This is a genomic window from Amaricoccus sp. (assembly GCF_017995835.1).
Lineage (GTDB): Bacteria > Pseudomonadota > Alphaproteobacteria > Rhodobacterales > Rhodobacteraceae > Amaricoccus.
Genome location: NZ_JAGOID010000092.1, coordinates 1 through 13,144, shown reverse-complemented (window position 1 = coordinate 13,144; position 13,144 = coordinate 1). Strand labels below are relative to the sequence as shown.

The window sequence follows — 13,144 nt, the reverse complement described above, 5'->3', positions numbered from 1 at the left end:
ACCTGGAGGGCTCGAGCGAATACACCTCCAACACCTCGATCCTCGGCGACGTGCTGCGCGGGTGCACGGCAACCCGACCCCGCGCAGCACGTCGCCGAGGATCGAGGTGTTGGAGGTGTATTCGCTCGAGCCCTCCAGGTGGCGCAGGATCGCCAGCCGGACGTGCCTCTGGCGGGCGGCGGCATAGTCGGTCACGGGCGGTTACCTCTTCGTCAACAGGTGGTCTTCGTGGCGCGCGACGACGGACTCCATGCGCTGCATCAGATCGCGCTGGCCGGCGAGCAGCGCCGAGACGGTCTTCATGTCGCCCGACATCGACGCGAGGCTCACCTCGATCCGGTGCAGCTCGTCGCGCGCCGGCAGCGTGCGGATCACCGCCTCGGCGCTGGTCAGCCGCGCCGCATGGCCCTCGACCCGCGCGGCCTGGTCGTCGACCCGCTTCGACAGCGCCCCCCAGCGCATCTGCAGCCAGCCGATGATGGCCAGCAGGACGGTGACGATGACGCCCGCCGACAGCGTCAGGTCGACCGGGATGTTCACCCGACCGCCTCCCGGAGCTTCGCCTCGGCGATCGAGGTGAGGACCGCGGCCGTCGGCCCGAGACGGCCGATGGCGTCGGGCACGCTGCGCGCGGCGTGCTGGATCGCCGCGTCCACCACGGCCTGGCCGGTCAGCCCGCCGGCGAGCGCGGCGCGCACCCCCGACATCAGCGCCGAATGCAGCGCCTCGCGGTGGCGCGCCTCGATCTCGATCCCCCAGCGCTGCTTGGCGATCAGCGAGACCCGGATCAGCGCCGCGGCGACGGCGATCCCGGCGATGTCGAGCAGCGGCGGCAGCACCGCGGAGAGGATCAGGTTCATCGGGAGGCTCCCTTCAGCCAGGCGGGGACGTTGAAACCGGGGCAGGCCTTGGCGGCGTATTCGTTGTGGCCGCTGATCCGCCGGATGCGCGTGCGCATGCCGATGGCCTGGATCAGCTGGCGCAGCGCCACGTCCTGGGCGGCGGTGAAGCTGCGGGCGAACGGGTCGGTCTCGGCGCTGCCGTGCCCGCCGATCAGGCAGACCCCGATCGTGCCGGAATTGTGGCCGGCGACATGCGCGCCGACCTGCGCCTCCGGCCGGCCGGCGATCACCTTGCCGTCGCGGTCGATCAGCCAGTGATAGCCGATCCCGGCCCAGCCGTTGGCCTTGTGCCAGCGGTCGATCTCGGCGCGCTTCGCGGCGATCGTCGCGCCTTCCATCCACTCCGGCCGCGTCGCCGCGCAGTGCACGACGATCTCGTCGACGACCCGCGCCCCGTGCCGGATTTCCGCCGAGGTCTCGGGCGCGACCTGACCGGCGACCCCGCCGTCGGCGGCGGCCAGCGCGACCACGGCGGCGCGCGTCTTCGCCCCCCAAAGCCCGTCGACCGCCCCCGGCTCGTAGCCGAGGTCGCGCAGGCCCGTCTGGATCAGAGAAATCGCCGCCCGGCTCATCGGGGCCCCCGCGCTTGCTTCGTGACGAGCGCGACCTTAGGCGGCGGGACGGCCCCGGTAGCCTCTGACGGCATTCGGGGGCGATGGTTTCGCGGGATGAGGCGGGGGGCGGTTCGGTGGCGGGCGGGGCCCGCACGGACGGCGGAACTATGCCGCGCCCGGGCCTCTCGTCAAAAGAAAAACCGCATCTGGGTGTCGCCGGCCTCGGCGTTGATCTCGGCGCGATACTTGCTCACCGTGCGCGTGTGCAGGTCGCAGGCCAGCGCCACCTGCTGGATGCTGGCGCCGGCCCGCAGCATCGCCTTGGCCTCCGCGCGCCGGGCGCGCGGCCCGCGCTGGTCGGCGCAGGGCAGCGTGATCCGCCCGGGTCCGAGGCCGCGGATCATCTCCCCGGTGGCCTCCTCGCCGATGATCTCCGCCATCAGCGAACCCTGCGCCTTCACCGGCACCACCATCTGGCAGCCGCCCCGGCGCTTGAGCAGGAGCCGCGTCAGCTCCTCCCCGATCAGCCCCGCGATCTGGACGGCGAGCCCGTCAGACATCGGCCTCGGGCGCGGGCAGCGCAAGGGAAAGCCCGTCCGCATGGGTGAGCCGAAACGTGTCGACGAGGCGCTCGACCTGTTCGATCCGTTCGTCGGTCAGGTCATCGTAGTACGTGTCACAGAGGCGAGCGACGAGACGATGGAGCCTGCTGCCAGGTTCCATGACGATTATTTCCTTCAGGTATTCGTCGGCCACCCGCAGCAGCTGATCTGTCACTTTGACGACTCCCCTTGTGTTGTCGGAATACCCTCGCGCTTGCACCAGGCCTTCAGCGCGTCGACCAGGTCGGCGATCTGCCGCCAGTCCCGCAAGGCGTCGACGTCGATCGGCGTGGCTCCCCAGGCCTTGCCGAAGCGCTTGGCGACGAAGGCGTTGAGCCCGTCGCGCCCCGGCGCGCGCACCGCACCCTTCGCCGCGAGCAGCCCCCACAGCACGTGCGCATAGCGCAGGTCCGCCCGCGGGGCCGGCGCGCGGCCCCCCTTCGACGCCCCCTTGAACCCGGGCTTGAAGCCCCGGCTCTCCAGCGCCCCGACGACGAGCTTCAGCTCGGCCTCGTCCATCTCCGCCATGCTCGCCTTGCCGGTGGCGGCGAGCTGGATGTCGTGGCGCAGCTCCGCGTCGATCCCGAGCTGCCGGCACCCGACATGGACCAGCCGCTGGAGATTGCGGGCGCTCACCGCAGCGCCCCCCCGAACCCGGCGCCGACATGCGCCCACAGCAGCGCCTGGACGGTGGCGAGGCCGACGACGACGCCGAGCGCGCCGGACTTCCGCGCGTCCTGCCCGTCCTCGGCCACCCCGTGCCCCCAGAGCGCGGCCGCGAGCACGGCGGCGGTCGTCGCCGCATAGGCGGCGACCGCGGTGACGGAGACCGCCAGGCCAGCCATCACGAGCCGGCCCCGGTTCCGCCGAGGGCGTCGATCGCCGCGGCGGCGAGAGCATCGAACCGGGCCGAGAGGGTCATGACGCCGCGGTCCTCCATGTGGGCTTCGGGACTCATCCGATCGGCCAGCAGCGCCAGCGCGTCGCAGATGGTCAGGATCTCGTAGCGGTCGAGCATGACCGGCTCCTTCGGGCCCCGGTCGTGCGGCATGTGGTCGAAACTGTGCATCTGGCGCTCCCTTTCCTGCGCGGTCTTGCGGCTTCGCTGGCGGCCCCGGATCACCAGGCCGCCCATGCCAGCGCTCCCATCACGAGGGCGACGACGCCGAGGCCGAGGTTCAGCCGCCGCGCCGCCGCCAGGTCCCGGCGCAGGCCGCGCAGGGCGAACTCGGCCTCGGCGAGCTTCACCTCCGGCCGCTGCGCCGAGGTGACGAGGCTGTCCCGCACGCCGGTCATGCCGCCTCTCCCTCGCGCCGCAGGATCTCGGCCAGCGCCTCGCGCGCCGCCGCCCGGAACCCGCCCAGCCGCCGCTCCAGCTCCAGCGCCGGGTCGGCCGCGCCATAGGCCTCGGCCGCCTCGATGCAGGCCGCCGCCATCACGATCGCGGAGGCGATGCCATCGTCCTCGACCGCCTGCTCGAGCAGGGACTGCGTCGTGGCGCCGATGCGGGTCTCGTGGTCGATCGTCATCATCACGCCCTCGCCAGATCGATGGAGACCGGCTCCCACGCGGCCGCGCTGTCGGCGCGCCGGTAGAACCGCACGTAGAGCTTCGAGCCGACCACCCGCATGGCGTCGCGGATCGCCTGCATCGCCTGCTTCCAGCGCGGGTCGTCGATGTCGAGGCGCAGCAGGGAGTAGAGCGCGGCGCGGTTGACCTGGCCCTCGCGGTCCATGTTGAAGGCCCGGGTGATGACCGCCTTCAGCTCGTCTCCGGAGGCGGCGCTCCAGTCGGTCAGGCACTCGTCGACCAGCGCCTTCGCCACCTGCAATTCCGGCCCGAACGCCACGTTGTCGGCGACCTGGACGGTGAGCTTGTAGAGGCCGTCATAGCTCATCAGGGTCTTGTTGCCCTTCCTGCCGCCGACCTTGGCGCCGTAGCGCTCGGCGATCAGCGCCTCGAACGCGCCGATGTTGTCGTGGACGTGGCCGGCGAACCGGCTGATCTGCTCGGAGAGCGCGATGGCGTGGCCGATCTCCTGGCGGACGAGCTCGTCCTCCATCAGGTGCTGCGGCTTCACCGTGCCGACCGGCAGCAGCGCGCCGTCCGGCCCGTGCACCATCTCCCTGCCGTCGACATTGGTCCGCCCCGACGGCACGGCGGCCGGCGGGTGGATCGTGGTCTGGATCGTCTCGGGGCTCATTCTTCCCTCCTGTTTCTGGGGCAGCGGTTGCACGCGCGGTACATGTCCACGCGCAGGCTGTTGACCGACGAGAACCGGAGGCTCTTGCGCCGCCAGTCCTGGCAGTCGTTCGACGGGATGGTCCCGAGCTGCGGGCACTCGACGGTCGCGCCCTCGAAGACGCCGCGCACGATGTCCTCGACCGCGGCCATGTCGCCCGGGTACTTCGCCCGCAGCACCTGGCTGACCACGGTCGGCGAGCGGTTGAGCTGCACCGCCACCCGGTTCTGGCTGGTGGCGGCGCACTCGGCGGCGAGCCGCGCCACCCAGTCGGGCAGCGCCGCGCCCCAGGCCGCCCGGGCGATCTCGACGGGGCCGGTCATGCCGGCTCCAGGGCGCGCGGGCGGGCGCCGTGCGGCTCCGGCTCCGCGCCGTGAACCTCGCCGGTGTTGGGATCATAGACCCGCTTGACCCGCTGCACCTGCGGCGGCTTCGGGCCGGTGCGCCGGACCAGGCGGTAGACCGCCGGCCGCGCCAGCCGCGACTGCGCCGCCCGCACCTTGCGCAGATAGCCGGCCTTGGCGAGGACCGAGACATAGGTCGCGGCCGTCGCCTCGCTGACCGCGCCGCGCTCGGTGGTGGCGTGGTGCGAAACCTCCGCCGCGGTGAACTCGCCGAGAACCTGCATGGTGCGCCACATCGCCTCGACGCCGCCGCCCTGCGCGACCGCCGAGCCGTCGCGGCGCACGCGCGGGGCCTCGTGGCCGGTGTCGCGCACCAGCACGTAGACCCGGTCGCCCTCGGCCTCGGCGTCGATGACCAGCGCCAGGTGGCCGGCGCGCTCCAGCGCGCGCAGGTAGTCCGAGACCGTCTTGCGCAGGACGCCGGTCCGCTCGGCGATCACCCAGGCCGACACCGCCTGCGGCCGCCGCCGCGCCTCGGTCCAGATCGCCTGCCGCGGCGCGGCCATCGCGCTGTCCGCCGGCCGCCTCACGCCGAGATCCTCCGCGGCGCGGGCGCCGCCCCGGTGAAGAAGTCGCTCTTGCCCCAGTCCGCCGCCGCCATCCGGCTCAGGCCGCGGGTGCGCGCATGCTCGCGGACCCGGTCGAGGTTGACGCAGATGCGCCGCACGCTGGCGTTCGAGGCGGTCAGGATCAGCTTCTGCAGGTCCTCGTCGAGATCGGTCCCCTTGCAGCGGATGCCGGCGAGGATCCCGACCTCGCGCAGGTCGGCGGGCTGGGCGGCCACCCAGTCGAGCATGCGGCCGTGCACCCGCTCCCACTTCTGCAGCTTCTGCGGCAGCGCCCTCCTCGCCGATCAGGACGATGGTCGCCTTCGAGCTCTCGTAGATGTCGCGCACGATCTCGATCATGCCGCGGGAGACGAGATAGTCGGCCTCGTCGATCAGCAGCGGCCGGCCCGACTTCGCCAGCTCGTCGCTGATCTGGTCGACCTGGTCGGCGATCGTGCGCTTCGGCACGATGCCCACGTCCTCGAGGATCGACGAGCACAGCTTCTTCGCCGTCCAGGCCGACTTCATCTGCACCCAGTAGGCGCGCGTCCGGTTGGCGTTCCACGCCGCCGCCGTGGTCTTGCCGAACCCGCTCGGCCCGTAGAAGCAGGCCATGCCCGGCAGGTCGCGGTCGCGCTTCTGGACGCGGTCGAGGAGCTGCGCCATCGCCTGCACGTTCCGCAGCGGCGCGACGCTGTTGTAGATCACCGGCTCTTCTGTCATCGATAGGTCTCCGTTGCTTCGCATCCCGGCGTGGGGGCCTTGCCTGCCCCCCGCCGGTTCTCCTCACCCGATCGCGATCTCGCCCCACTCGTCGTAGAGCGCGCGCGTGGCGCGGTACTCCGGGGTGTCGCGATAGACCGCGACCCATGCCGCCTCCGCCGCGCCGATCGGCTGGCCGGCCTCGGACCGCGCCTCGATCGCCAGCGCCCGGCGGAACCGGTCGGCCGACGTCTCCTCGGCCGCGGCCTCCGCCGCCTGCGCCTCGCGGCGGAACTCGACCACGAAGGCCGAATGCCGCTCGGCCTCTTCGGCGGTCTCCTCGACCTGCGGCAGCGGCCGCTCGACCAGCGGCCCGCGCGCCCGCTGCGCCAGCTGCGCGAGCTGCACCACCTTCGCCTCCAGCGGCGCGGGCGCCGGGCGCGGAACGGCGTCGAGCGCGGCCGCGACGTCGGCGGCGCTGCGCGGGCGCACCTCGGCGAGCCGCCGGCGCTCCTCGCGCCGCCGCCGCGCCTGCTCCTTCGCATGCGCCTGGGCGCTGGCGAGGTCGTAGAACGGCGCCTTCACCTTCGCGGGCGCATGGCCGAGGAAGCCGCCGTCGAGGCCGTAGACGTAGACGCCCGCGTGCAGGTCCTCGGGATCGAAGCGCGCGACGACCCGCTGCCCGGCGTACTCGCTCATCCAGTCCGACCAGTACTCGCCGCCGAGGAACGTCGCCTGGCCGTGTTTGGCGTGCAGCTTCACCACCTGCTGGCCCATCAGCCACAGCCGGCGCTGCTCGTCGGTCGCCTTGCGGATCGGCGCGGTCTCGTAGCTCTCGGCGAAGGTCGCGTCGAAGCTGCGGCCGCGCGCGGTGTCGGTCAGCCGCCCGTCCCGGGCGTTGTGCTCGTCTATCCCCTCCTCGAGCACGCGCATGAACTCGTCGAGCGGGATGGCGCGCGAACCGTAGTTCTCGGGCTTGGCGTCCGGCCGGTTGCCGACATAGGCCCCGCTGAAGCGCGGGTCCTTCGCCACGTTGTCGGCGACGTCGCGGAACGCCCGCTCGATCGGCTTGGCCTGGCCGTGCCGCGGCCGGGCCCAGTGCACCTCGACCCCCATCTGCGGCAGCACGCCGAGCGGATCGTCCTCGCGCACCTTGAACCGGAACCGGGTCGCCGAGCCGCCGGTCAGCCACTTGTTGGCGAACTCGCGGCCGTTGTCGAAGGTGCAGTGCCGCGGGATGCCCCAGGTCTCGACCATCTCGCCGAAGGCCGACATCACCGCCACCTTGTTCGGGTCGCGGTCGACGCGCCAGCTGAGGATCTTGTTGGAATACCGGTCCTGGAACCCGACGATCTGCGGCCGCACCGGGGCCTCGACCCCCGGCCAGGCGACGAACACGTCGATCTTGTGGCAGTCGGCGTTGACGCCCTCGAGCGCGACCATGCCGCTGCGGTCGCGGGTCTGCGGCGGAAAGCACTTCTCCAGCCCCGCCAGCCCCTCGCGGGCGAAGACCCGGGTGACGCGCGGGATCTCCGCCATGCGCCGGCGCGCCGTGCGCTCGTGCGGGACCTCCCAGCCGCGGGCGGACGCGATCTTCGCCGCCCGCCGGAACGCCGTGGCGAAGCTCGGCCCCTCGGGCCGCAGGAAATCGCCCTTCAGGAGCTCCCACAGCTCCGGCTCGATCGCCGCTTCCTTGCCGCGCCCCGGCGCGGCGCGATGCCGCGGCGCCAGCCAGGCCAGCCAGTCCGCCCGGTCCACGCTGTCGACCCGCCCGAGCCATTCCCAGACCGACCGTGCCGCGACCCCCTCGCGGGCGGCGACGGCGTGCACGGCGTGGTGCCGGCCCATGGCCGGGCCGAGCGCCTCCACCTCCTGCACGATCCGCAGCCGCTGCCGCGCCCGCTCCTTCACCGCCTCGGGCAGGCGCTCGAACCACGCCCAGGTCTCGCCGCGATCCGACGGCCCCGGCGCCGACGGGCCGCAGGCCGCCTTCAGCAGCGCCCTCTGCGCCGCCGCCGGCAGCAGCTTCCAGTGATACTCCCACCCGCCGCCGCGGCCCTGCCGCCGGCGCGCGAACTGCGGATGCGCCCGCCAGGACAGCCGATCCGCCATGGCGTTGACGTTGCGCTTGGTCGCCGGCACCTCCGGCAGGCCGCTGGCCGCCAGGTCCTCGGCCGTCCACCACTCCCGCCCGGGCGCGAGGCGCGTCACGGCTGCGTCTCCGGGTCCTCGACCAGCGAGCGCGCCACGAACTTATCGCGCTCGGCCTGCGCCATCTCCTCCAGCCGCCGGGCCCGCATGCCCTCGTCCTGCGCCGGCCGCCGCGCCGCCAGCGCCAGCGCCCCGGCCGTCGCGTTCACCGGCACGAGCGCCGTGGCGGTCGCTTTCTCGCCCTCCGGCTGCCGCCGCGCGCCCCTCTTCCAGTCCGCGACCAGCATGTAGACCCGCGGGGCGCGCAGGGTCAGGGCGCGGGCGATGACGCCGGGCCGCTGGCCATCCTGCCACCGCCGCCACACCTCGCGCCTCAGCTCCTCCGTCCACGGCCGCTCGGGATCGTCCCCTGCCGGCAGCACCTCCCCGACGGCCGCCTCTTCGGCCTCCCCGACGACCTCCGCGACGACATCCTCGACGGGGCCTTCGACGGGGCCTTCAAGGGGGGCTTCGACGACGGCGCCGGCGTCCGGTTCCTCGATCGGAACCGGCCCCGCGTCGGCTTCCGCGCCATCCGGCCCGGCCATTGGCGCCACACTCTCGCAGTGGCCGCGCCCGGGTGATCCTGTTCCCTCCTCCTCATGGGTCCCGGCTCCGGAAGGACGGTTGACGCTTGCGCGCACAGGATCGTGTTCGCCCTCGGGTGCGGGCGTCGGATTGCTCCGGGCCGGGGTCTCGGTGTCTTCGGTCGCGTCGAGCCAGGCGCGCATCGCCGCCCGCCCCGCGCGCGTGTCGAGATCGAGGCGCAGCTTCACCACCTGCGTCATTCCGCGCCTCCTTCGTCGATCAGCTGCATCAGCTCGGCCGCCGCCGCCTCGTGGCGGCCGCGCGCCTCCGCCGCCACCATCGGCGCCAGCTGCGCGAACACGTCCGCAATCCAGCGCTTGCGCCCCGCCGCCGAGGCCCGCGACCACGCCGCCCCCAGCGCCAGCATCTGCTGCTCGGCCGGGTCCTTCTTCGGCGCGGGCTCGTCCCCCTGCGCCTTGAGCGCCTTGGCGAGCTTGGGGAACTTGCCCGCGGCGAAGGCCTCGACCGCCTCCGTCCGCCGCGCCGGCTCGGCCCGGCCGAGCGCCAGCAGATCGTTCAGGAACAGCCGGTTCGGCGCGCCGCGCAGCTTCTCCGCGGTGACCTTGTCGAGCACGGCGCCGACCGAGACGAGCTTGTAGACGCGGCGCTTGTTGAGACCGGTAATCTCGGCGGTCAGCCCGACGAACGATGCAAGTGCCGGGTCGGCACTTGCATCCCACCGCCCCAGCGCGCCGGCGATGCCCTGCGCCGTCTCGGGATGCTCGGCGAGGTATTCCCGCCGGCGCGCCGCCATGTGGATGGCGAGGTCGAGTTCCGACAGGTCCGCCCGCGCGAGGTTCGCGTCGATCTCCATCTGGCGGATCGGCCCCGCCGGCCCTTCGTAGCAGCGCACTGCGGCGACCTCGCGGCCAAGCGTCAGCAGCGCCGCCAGCCTGTGCCCGCCGTCGACCAGTTCGAAGCTGCCGCGAACCCGCCGCACGATCAGCGGGAACAGCAGCCCGTTCTCCTTGATCGACTGGGCGATCGCCTCGACGGCGATCGGCGAGACCGGCCGCAGCCGATCGTCCGTCACCTCGATCTGGTCGAGGCGCAGCTCGGCGACGGTGGGAACGAAGACCGCCCGGCTCATGTCAGCACCGCCCGCGACGGCCGCACCCGGCCGGTCCCGCAGGCCGGGCACAGGCGGTTGTGCGCGCCGTCGCTGTCGAAGGCCTTGCCGCAGCCGAGGCACGGCCGCCGCTTCGGCGGCCGCGCCTGCGCCCGCCGCTCGCACCAGGCGAGCGCGTCGCGGCGCGTGCCGAACCCCGGGCTGACGACCGCGCCCGAACCGTTGACCACCACGTAACCGTGCGGCCGTTCGCGCAGCTTCCAGTCCTTCACGGCCGCCCCCCGTAGGTGACGCCGAGGTACTGGCCGATCTCGTCGGCGAGATCCGACAGCCGCCCCCACGACCGCGCATGCTCGTCCGCCGCCGCGGCGAAGAACCGCCACAACTCGTCCGGCGACATCGGCTCGACCGGCGGCCGCGCCGCCGCGGGCGCCCCCGGCGCCACGGTGGCGACCGGCGTCCGCCGGCCCGTCACCACATAGAGGACATCGACGCCGTGCGCCGCGATCCCGGCGAGATAGTCGGCGCCGGGCGCCCGGCGATCGGCCTCGTAGCCGACCTGCGACGCCCGGCCGACGCCGCCCAGCGCGCCGAAGGCTTCCTGCCCGAGCCCGAGCCGCCGCCGCTCCGAGCGCAGGCGCGTGCCGATGCTGTCGGTCATCCGAGGCCCCCCATGAACACGAACAGGACGGCGTAGGCGAGGAACGCCACGATCCCGGCGCCGACGACGTCGGCGGTCCGGCTCGCCTCGAACCGGCGCAGCGCGCCGGAAACCCTGCGCCAGCCCGCGCGGTCGGTGGGGGTGACGCGCGGGCTGGCGGGCTCACGCCCCGCCGGCGGCTCGGCAGCCGCGCCGGCGGGGCGGATCTCGATGGCGGGCGCGCCCTCGCGCCGGCCGGTGAGCAGGTAGAGGACGTCGACGCCGTGCGCGGCGGCGGCCGTCAGGTACCGGGCGTCGGCCGCCCGGCGATCGGCCTCGTAGTTGAACTGGGCGTTCTTCTTGACCCCTGCCAGCGCGCCGAACGCAGACTGGGAAAGCCCCAGCCGCCGGCGCTCCTCGCGCAGCCGCGCCCCGAACCCGCTCACGACGCCCGCCGCTGGCGGCCCTTCGCCGCCTCCATCCGGCTCTGCGACCGGTGCACCTCTTCGACGTGGCGATGCAGGCGGCCGAGATAGCCGGCCCTGACGACGTCGGGCCCTGCGGCCTCGACGATCCGCGCCAGCAGCGCCTTTCCGACCGGCCCCTTCGACTGGCCGAATGTGTGACGCCGCGGGCGGTGGCCGGCTTGATCCCGTTCTCGATCAGCCAGCCCTCGAAGCTCCAGCCCCGCGCCCGGAACGCGCCCATGATGGCGTCGTGCAGGATCGCACCCGGCTGGAAGGGTGTCTCGTTATCTGCCATTGTTAACCTCAACGTCGGGGCGGGACGCCGCCTCTACGCAAAGTATGCGACATTTTTTCCCCATGTCAACGGGAGTTGGGTCAATTATGTCCTCTGTTGGAACGCGACTGAAGGAGGAGCGAGAGCGCCTCTCGATCAGCCAGCAGAAGCTGGCTGGGATGCTGGACATCGACCGAAAGACGCAGCGTCGCTACGAGACCGACGAAAACTCGCCTGATACCAAATACTTGGCCGAGATAGAGAAGATCGGTTTCGACATCGTGTACGTCCTGAACGGCCGCCGCACGCCCGGGCTCGGGCTGGTTCGCGAGGTCCGCCGCAAGTTCGGGCCCGTCCTCGACATGGGCGAGGTCGGCGAGGAGATAGATCGGCTGATGCAGGCCGAAATCGCCGCCGGCGCGGCCCGCGATCGCGACGATCTCGACCGCCTGGCGCGGGCGATCGCCACGGTGAACGAGGGGCTCGTCGGCCTGCCGCCGATCTCCGCGGCCCGGCGCGCCGGATTAATCCTGGCGGCCTATGACCTCTTGGAAGAAGGCGACGCCTCGTCCAGAGACAGGGTCATCAGGTTGGTGAAGACATCGTGACGAAGGAGCGGGCAGCCATGCGGGAACCGGAGCGACCAGAGGACAGGATCGTGCGCCTGATGCGCGAGGCGGCGGCCGACCTGCCCGCGCCCGCGCCGTCCGCGACCGCGCGGCAGGTGATCGTGCACGGCGGCATGGTCACCATCCACCAGGCCCCCGCCCGGCCGGCGCGCCGCGGCGATCGCCGCATGCTCAGCATCTCCGCGATCGACTTCATCGTGACGTCCTGCCGCCTCCGCGGCGACCCGCTCGCCTGGCAGAGCTTCGCCCGCGCCGAGTTCGCCGTCACCGACCTCGAGGCCCTGACCGACATGCAGCTCGAGCGCGTCCGCGGCTGGTGCGCCGCCCGCGAGGAGCGCCGGGCTTGACGACCAGGCTCATTTCCCTTGCCATAGCTGCCGCGCTGTCCGCCGCCTTGCCGACCCTCGCCGAGGAAGAAGGGTTCAGCCACCTCTACCGGCCCGCCGACGGTCGGGTTGGCCATGTGATCGTGCGCGAGCGCCGCGATCACATGGCGCCGGCCTGCCTCACCGAAGACGACCTCGACGCGTTCAGTTACGCGGTCGACACCGACGACCGGGCGCGTGTCCTTCGGATGACGAATCCGGCCGCAACTTCGGCGTCGCCATCGACCGTCCCGGCCGCTTCAACCTGACGACCCTCGAGCCCATGCTCGAGGAGCTGCACGCCCGCCTCGCGGGCGTCGTCATCGAATGCCTCGACTGGTCGGACTGCCTCGACCGCTACGACCGCGAGGGGACGCTCTTCTACCTCGACCCGCCCTACTGGGGCAGCGAGACGGACTACGGCAAGGCGATGTTCGCGCGCGCCGACTTCGCCCGCCTCGCCGAACGCCTCGCCGCCCTCCGCGGCCGCTTCCTGATGTCGATCAACGACACCCCCGAGACCCGCGATCTCTTCGCCGCGTTCGAGCGGCAGCAGGTCTCGACGACCTACACCGTCGGCTCCCGGACCGGCTCTGCCGCGACCCGGCCCGAGCTGCTCGTGAGCCGCCTCTGACCCGAAAACAGCATCCCAGTTCGCCGCCGCTCCGGCCGCCGGCGCGTCACGGCCAACCTACCGGAAACACGGCGTTTTTCGGGAACTGGGATGCTGTTTGACGAACTGGGATGCTGCCATCCCAGTTCCGACGGGCGGCGCGGCCTGCGCGACTCGGCGCGCCGCCTCATTTTTCTTCGTCCGTTCAAGTCGTTACGCCGTCGCAATGGTAACCGGGGCAAAAAGGTGGGCGGTTGTGTCGATAGGGGATCCACAAGCGCAGGGATTTCTGAATCCATGCGGGCATGGCAGGAGCCCCACCAGATATCGATGACTTGAACCTGGCGGGCCTCAG

At 72.5% G+C, this 13,144-nt stretch carries 23 protein-coding genes; 4 read left to right on the top strand and 19 right to left on the bottom strand.

Features of this window, described 5'->3' with window-relative positions; translation table 11 throughout:
- Positions 1–201: 201 nt before the first annotated feature.
- The 19 genes from KBA23_RS13115 to KBA23_RS13025 form a co-directional block, all read right to left on the bottom strand.
- Complete coding sequence (locus KBA23_RS13115; RefSeq protein WP_290741642.1) at positions 202–540, bottom strand: DUF2730 family protein; 339 nt, start codon at positions 538–540, stop codon at positions 202–204.
- Positions 537–860 carry a hypothetical protein gene (locus KBA23_RS13110; RefSeq protein WP_290741640.1) on the bottom strand — a complete coding sequence of 108 codons (324 nt, stop codon included), beginning with the start codon at positions 858–860 and terminating at the stop codon, positions 537–539. The genes KBA23_RS13115 and KBA23_RS13110 overlap by 4 nt, the downstream gene beginning before the upstream one ends.
- Positions 857–1,474: an N-acetylmuramoyl-L-alanine amidase gene (locus tag KBA23_RS13105; protein ID WP_290741638.1), complete on the bottom strand. Its 618-nt coding sequence runs from the start codon at positions 1,472–1,474 to the stop codon at positions 857–859. Before KBA23_RS13105 ends, KBA23_RS13110 begins: the two co-directional genes overlap by 4 nt.
- 170 nt (positions 1,475–1,644) lie before the next feature.
- The gene (locus KBA23_RS13100; RefSeq protein WP_290741636.1) at positions 1,645–2,016 is read right to left on the bottom strand and encodes a hypothetical protein; all 372 of its coding nucleotides are present in this window, start codon (positions 2,014–2,016) and stop codon (positions 1,645–1,647) included.
- On the bottom strand, positions 2,009–2,233 hold the full coding sequence (locus KBA23_RS13095) for a hypothetical protein (RefSeq protein WP_290741634.1): 225 nt from the start codon (positions 2,231–2,233) through the stop codon (positions 2,009–2,011). The genes KBA23_RS13100 and KBA23_RS13095 overlap by 8 nt, the downstream gene beginning before the upstream one ends.
- Positions 2,230–2,694, bottom strand: a complete 465-nt coding sequence (locus KBA23_RS13090; RefSeq protein WP_290741632.1) for a regulatory protein GemA — start codon at positions 2,692–2,694, stop codon at positions 2,230–2,232. Before KBA23_RS13090 ends, KBA23_RS13095 begins: the two co-directional genes overlap by 4 nt.
- Positions 2,691–2,903 carry a hypothetical protein gene (locus KBA23_RS13085; RefSeq protein ID WP_290741631.1) on the bottom strand — a complete coding sequence of 71 codons (213 nt, stop codon included), beginning with the start codon at positions 2,901–2,903 and terminating at the stop codon, positions 2,691–2,693. Before KBA23_RS13085 ends, KBA23_RS13090 begins: the two co-directional genes overlap by 4 nt.
- Complete coding sequence (locus KBA23_RS13080; RefSeq protein ID WP_290741629.1) at positions 2,903–3,193, bottom strand: hypothetical protein; 291 nt, start codon at positions 3,191–3,193, stop codon at positions 2,903–2,905. Before KBA23_RS13080 ends, KBA23_RS13085 begins: the two co-directional genes overlap by 1 nt.
- A complete protein-coding gene (locus KBA23_RS13075; RefSeq protein ID WP_290741627.1) occupies positions 3,178–3,354 on the bottom strand; it encodes a hypothetical protein in 177 nt (58 codons plus the stop codon). Before KBA23_RS13075 ends, KBA23_RS13080 begins: the two co-directional genes overlap by 16 nt.
- Positions 3,351–3,590, bottom strand: coding sequence for a hypothetical protein (locus KBA23_RS13070; RefSeq protein ID WP_290741625.1), 240 nt, complete (start codon positions 3,588–3,590; stop codon positions 3,351–3,353). The genes KBA23_RS13075 and KBA23_RS13070 overlap by 4 nt, the downstream gene beginning before the upstream one ends.
- Positions 3,590–4,261: a DUF3164 family protein gene (locus KBA23_RS13065; protein WP_290741623.1), complete on the bottom strand. Its 672-nt coding sequence runs from the start codon at positions 4,259–4,261 to the stop codon at positions 3,590–3,592. Before KBA23_RS13065 ends, KBA23_RS13070 begins: the two co-directional genes overlap by 1 nt.
- Positions 4,258–4,623: a hypothetical protein gene (locus KBA23_RS13060; RefSeq protein ID WP_290741621.1), complete on the bottom strand. Its 366-nt coding sequence runs from the start codon at positions 4,621–4,623 to the stop codon at positions 4,258–4,260. Before KBA23_RS13060 ends, KBA23_RS13065 begins: the two co-directional genes overlap by 4 nt.
- Positions 4,620–5,975: an AAA family ATPase gene (locus KBA23_RS13055; protein WP_290741619.1), complete on the bottom strand. Its 1,356-nt coding sequence runs from the start codon at positions 5,973–5,975 to the stop codon at positions 4,620–4,622. Before KBA23_RS13055 ends, KBA23_RS13060 begins: the two co-directional genes overlap by 4 nt.
- 63 nt (positions 5,976–6,038) lie before the next feature.
- Complete coding sequence (locus tag KBA23_RS13050; protein WP_290741617.1) at positions 6,039–8,165, bottom strand: transposase domain-containing protein; 2,127 nt, start codon at positions 8,163–8,165, stop codon at positions 6,039–6,041.
- Positions 8,162–8,932 carry a hypothetical protein gene (locus tag KBA23_RS13045; protein ID WP_290741615.1) on the bottom strand — a complete coding sequence of 257 codons (771 nt, stop codon included), beginning with the start codon at positions 8,930–8,932 and terminating at the stop codon, positions 8,162–8,164. The genes KBA23_RS13050 and KBA23_RS13045 overlap by 4 nt, the downstream gene beginning before the upstream one ends.
- Complete coding sequence (locus tag KBA23_RS13040; protein ID WP_290741613.1) at positions 8,929–9,822, bottom strand: ParB/RepB/Spo0J family partition protein; 894 nt, start codon at positions 9,820–9,822, stop codon at positions 8,929–8,931. Before KBA23_RS13040 ends, KBA23_RS13045 begins: the two co-directional genes overlap by 4 nt.
- Positions 9,819–10,073, bottom strand: coding sequence for a hypothetical protein (locus KBA23_RS13035; protein WP_290741611.1), 255 nt, complete (start codon positions 10,071–10,073; stop codon positions 9,819–9,821). The genes KBA23_RS13040 and KBA23_RS13035 overlap by 4 nt, the downstream gene beginning before the upstream one ends.
- Positions 10,070–10,462, bottom strand: a complete 393-nt coding sequence (locus KBA23_RS13030; RefSeq protein ID WP_290741609.1) for a helix-turn-helix transcriptional regulator — start codon at positions 10,460–10,462, stop codon at positions 10,070–10,072. The genes KBA23_RS13035 and KBA23_RS13030 overlap by 4 nt, the downstream gene beginning before the upstream one ends.
- On the bottom strand, positions 10,459–10,887 hold the full coding sequence (locus KBA23_RS13025; protein ID WP_290741607.1) for a hypothetical protein: 429 nt from the start codon (positions 10,885–10,887) through the stop codon (positions 10,459–10,461). Before KBA23_RS13025 ends, KBA23_RS13030 begins: the two co-directional genes overlap by 4 nt.
- A 360-nt stretch (positions 10,888–11,247) precedes the next feature.
- Here KBA23_RS13025 and KBA23_RS13020 point away from each other — a divergent pair, with 360 nt between their 5' ends.
- The 4 genes from KBA23_RS13020 to KBA23_RS13005 are packed head-to-tail and all read left to right on the top strand — an operon-like array spanning position 11,248 to position 12,810.
- Entirely contained in the window at positions 11,248–11,790 is a 543-nt protein-coding gene (locus tag KBA23_RS13020; RefSeq protein ID WP_366935315.1) for a helix-turn-helix transcriptional regulator, read from the top strand.
- 17 nt (positions 11,791–11,807) lie between these two features.
- Positions 11,808–12,158 carry a hypothetical protein gene (locus KBA23_RS13015; protein ID WP_290741605.1) on the top strand — a complete coding sequence of 117 codons (351 nt, stop codon included), beginning with the start codon at positions 11,808–11,810 and terminating at the stop codon, positions 12,156–12,158.
- A complete protein-coding gene (locus tag KBA23_RS13010) occupies positions 12,155–12,445 on the top strand; it encodes a hypothetical protein (RefSeq protein WP_290741603.1) in 291 nt (96 codons plus the stop codon). The genes KBA23_RS13015 and KBA23_RS13010 overlap by 4 nt, the downstream gene beginning before the upstream one ends.
- Positions 12,446–12,459: 14 nt before the next feature.
- A complete protein-coding gene (locus tag KBA23_RS13005; RefSeq protein ID WP_290741601.1) occupies positions 12,460–12,810 on the top strand; it encodes a DNA adenine methylase in 351 nt (116 codons plus the stop codon).
- Positions 12,811–13,144: the final 334 nt, after the last annotated feature.

Bases quoted from the DNA above. Each gene is read 5' to 3' on its own strand.
- KBA23_RS13020 (WP_366935315.1), top strand. From the start codon at position 11,248: ATGCGACATTTTTTCCCCATGTCAACGGGAGTTGGGTCAATTATGTCC.
- KBA23_RS13105 (WP_290741638.1), bottom strand. From the start codon at position 1,474: ATGAGCCGGGCGGCGATTTCTCTGATCCAGACGGGCCTGCGCGACCTC.
- KBA23_RS13100 (WP_290741636.1), bottom strand. From the start codon at position 2,016: ATGTCTGACGGGCTCGCCGTCCAGATCGCGGGGCTGATCGGGGAGGAG.
- KBA23_RS13040 (WP_290741613.1), bottom strand. From the start codon at position 9,822: ATGAGCCGGGCGGTCTTCGTTCCCACCGTCGCCGAGCTGCGCCTCGAC.
- KBA23_RS13060 (WP_290741621.1), bottom strand. From the start codon at position 4,623: ATGACCGGCCCCGTCGAGATCGCCCGGGCGGCCTGGGGCGCGGCGCTG.
- KBA23_RS13085 (WP_290741631.1), bottom strand. From the start codon at position 2,903: ATGGCTGGCCTGGCGGTCTCCGTCACCGCGGTCGCCGCCTATGCGGCG.
- KBA23_RS13055 (WP_290741619.1), bottom strand. From the start codon at position 5,975: ATGACAGAAGAGCCGGTGATCTACAACAGCGTCGCGCCGCTGCGGAAC.
- KBA23_RS13065 (WP_290741623.1), bottom strand. From the start codon at position 4,261: ATGAGCCCCGAGACGATCCAGACCACGATCCACCCGCCGGCCGCCGTG.
- KBA23_RS13030 (WP_290741609.1), bottom strand. From the start codon at position 10,462: ATGACCGACAGCATCGGCACGCGCCTGCGCTCGGAGCGGCGGCGGCTC.
- KBA23_RS13075 (WP_290741627.1), bottom strand. From the start codon at position 3,354: ATGACCGGCGTGCGGGACAGCCTCGTCACCTCGGCGCAGCGGCCGGAG.
- KBA23_RS13080 (WP_290741629.1), bottom strand. From the start codon at position 3,193: ATGGGCGGCCTGGTGATCCGGGGCCGCCAGCGAAGCCGCAAGACCGCG.
- KBA23_RS13005 (WP_290741601.1), top strand. From the start codon at position 12,460: ATGCTCGAGGAGCTGCACGCCCGCCTCGCGGGCGTCGTCATCGAATGC.
- KBA23_RS13110 (WP_290741640.1), bottom strand. From the start codon at position 860: ATGAACCTGATCCTCTCCGCGGTGCTGCCGCCGCTGCTCGACATCGCC.
- KBA23_RS13070 (WP_290741625.1), bottom strand. From the start codon at position 3,590: ATGATGACGATCGACCACGAGACCCGCATCGGCGCCACGACGCAGTCC.
- KBA23_RS13015 (WP_290741605.1), top strand. From the start codon at position 11,808: ATGCGGGAACCGGAGCGACCAGAGGACAGGATCGTGCGCCTGATGCGC.
- KBA23_RS13045 (WP_290741615.1), bottom strand. From the start codon at position 8,932: ATGACGCAGGTGGTGAAGCTGCGCCTCGATCTCGACACGCGCGCGGGG.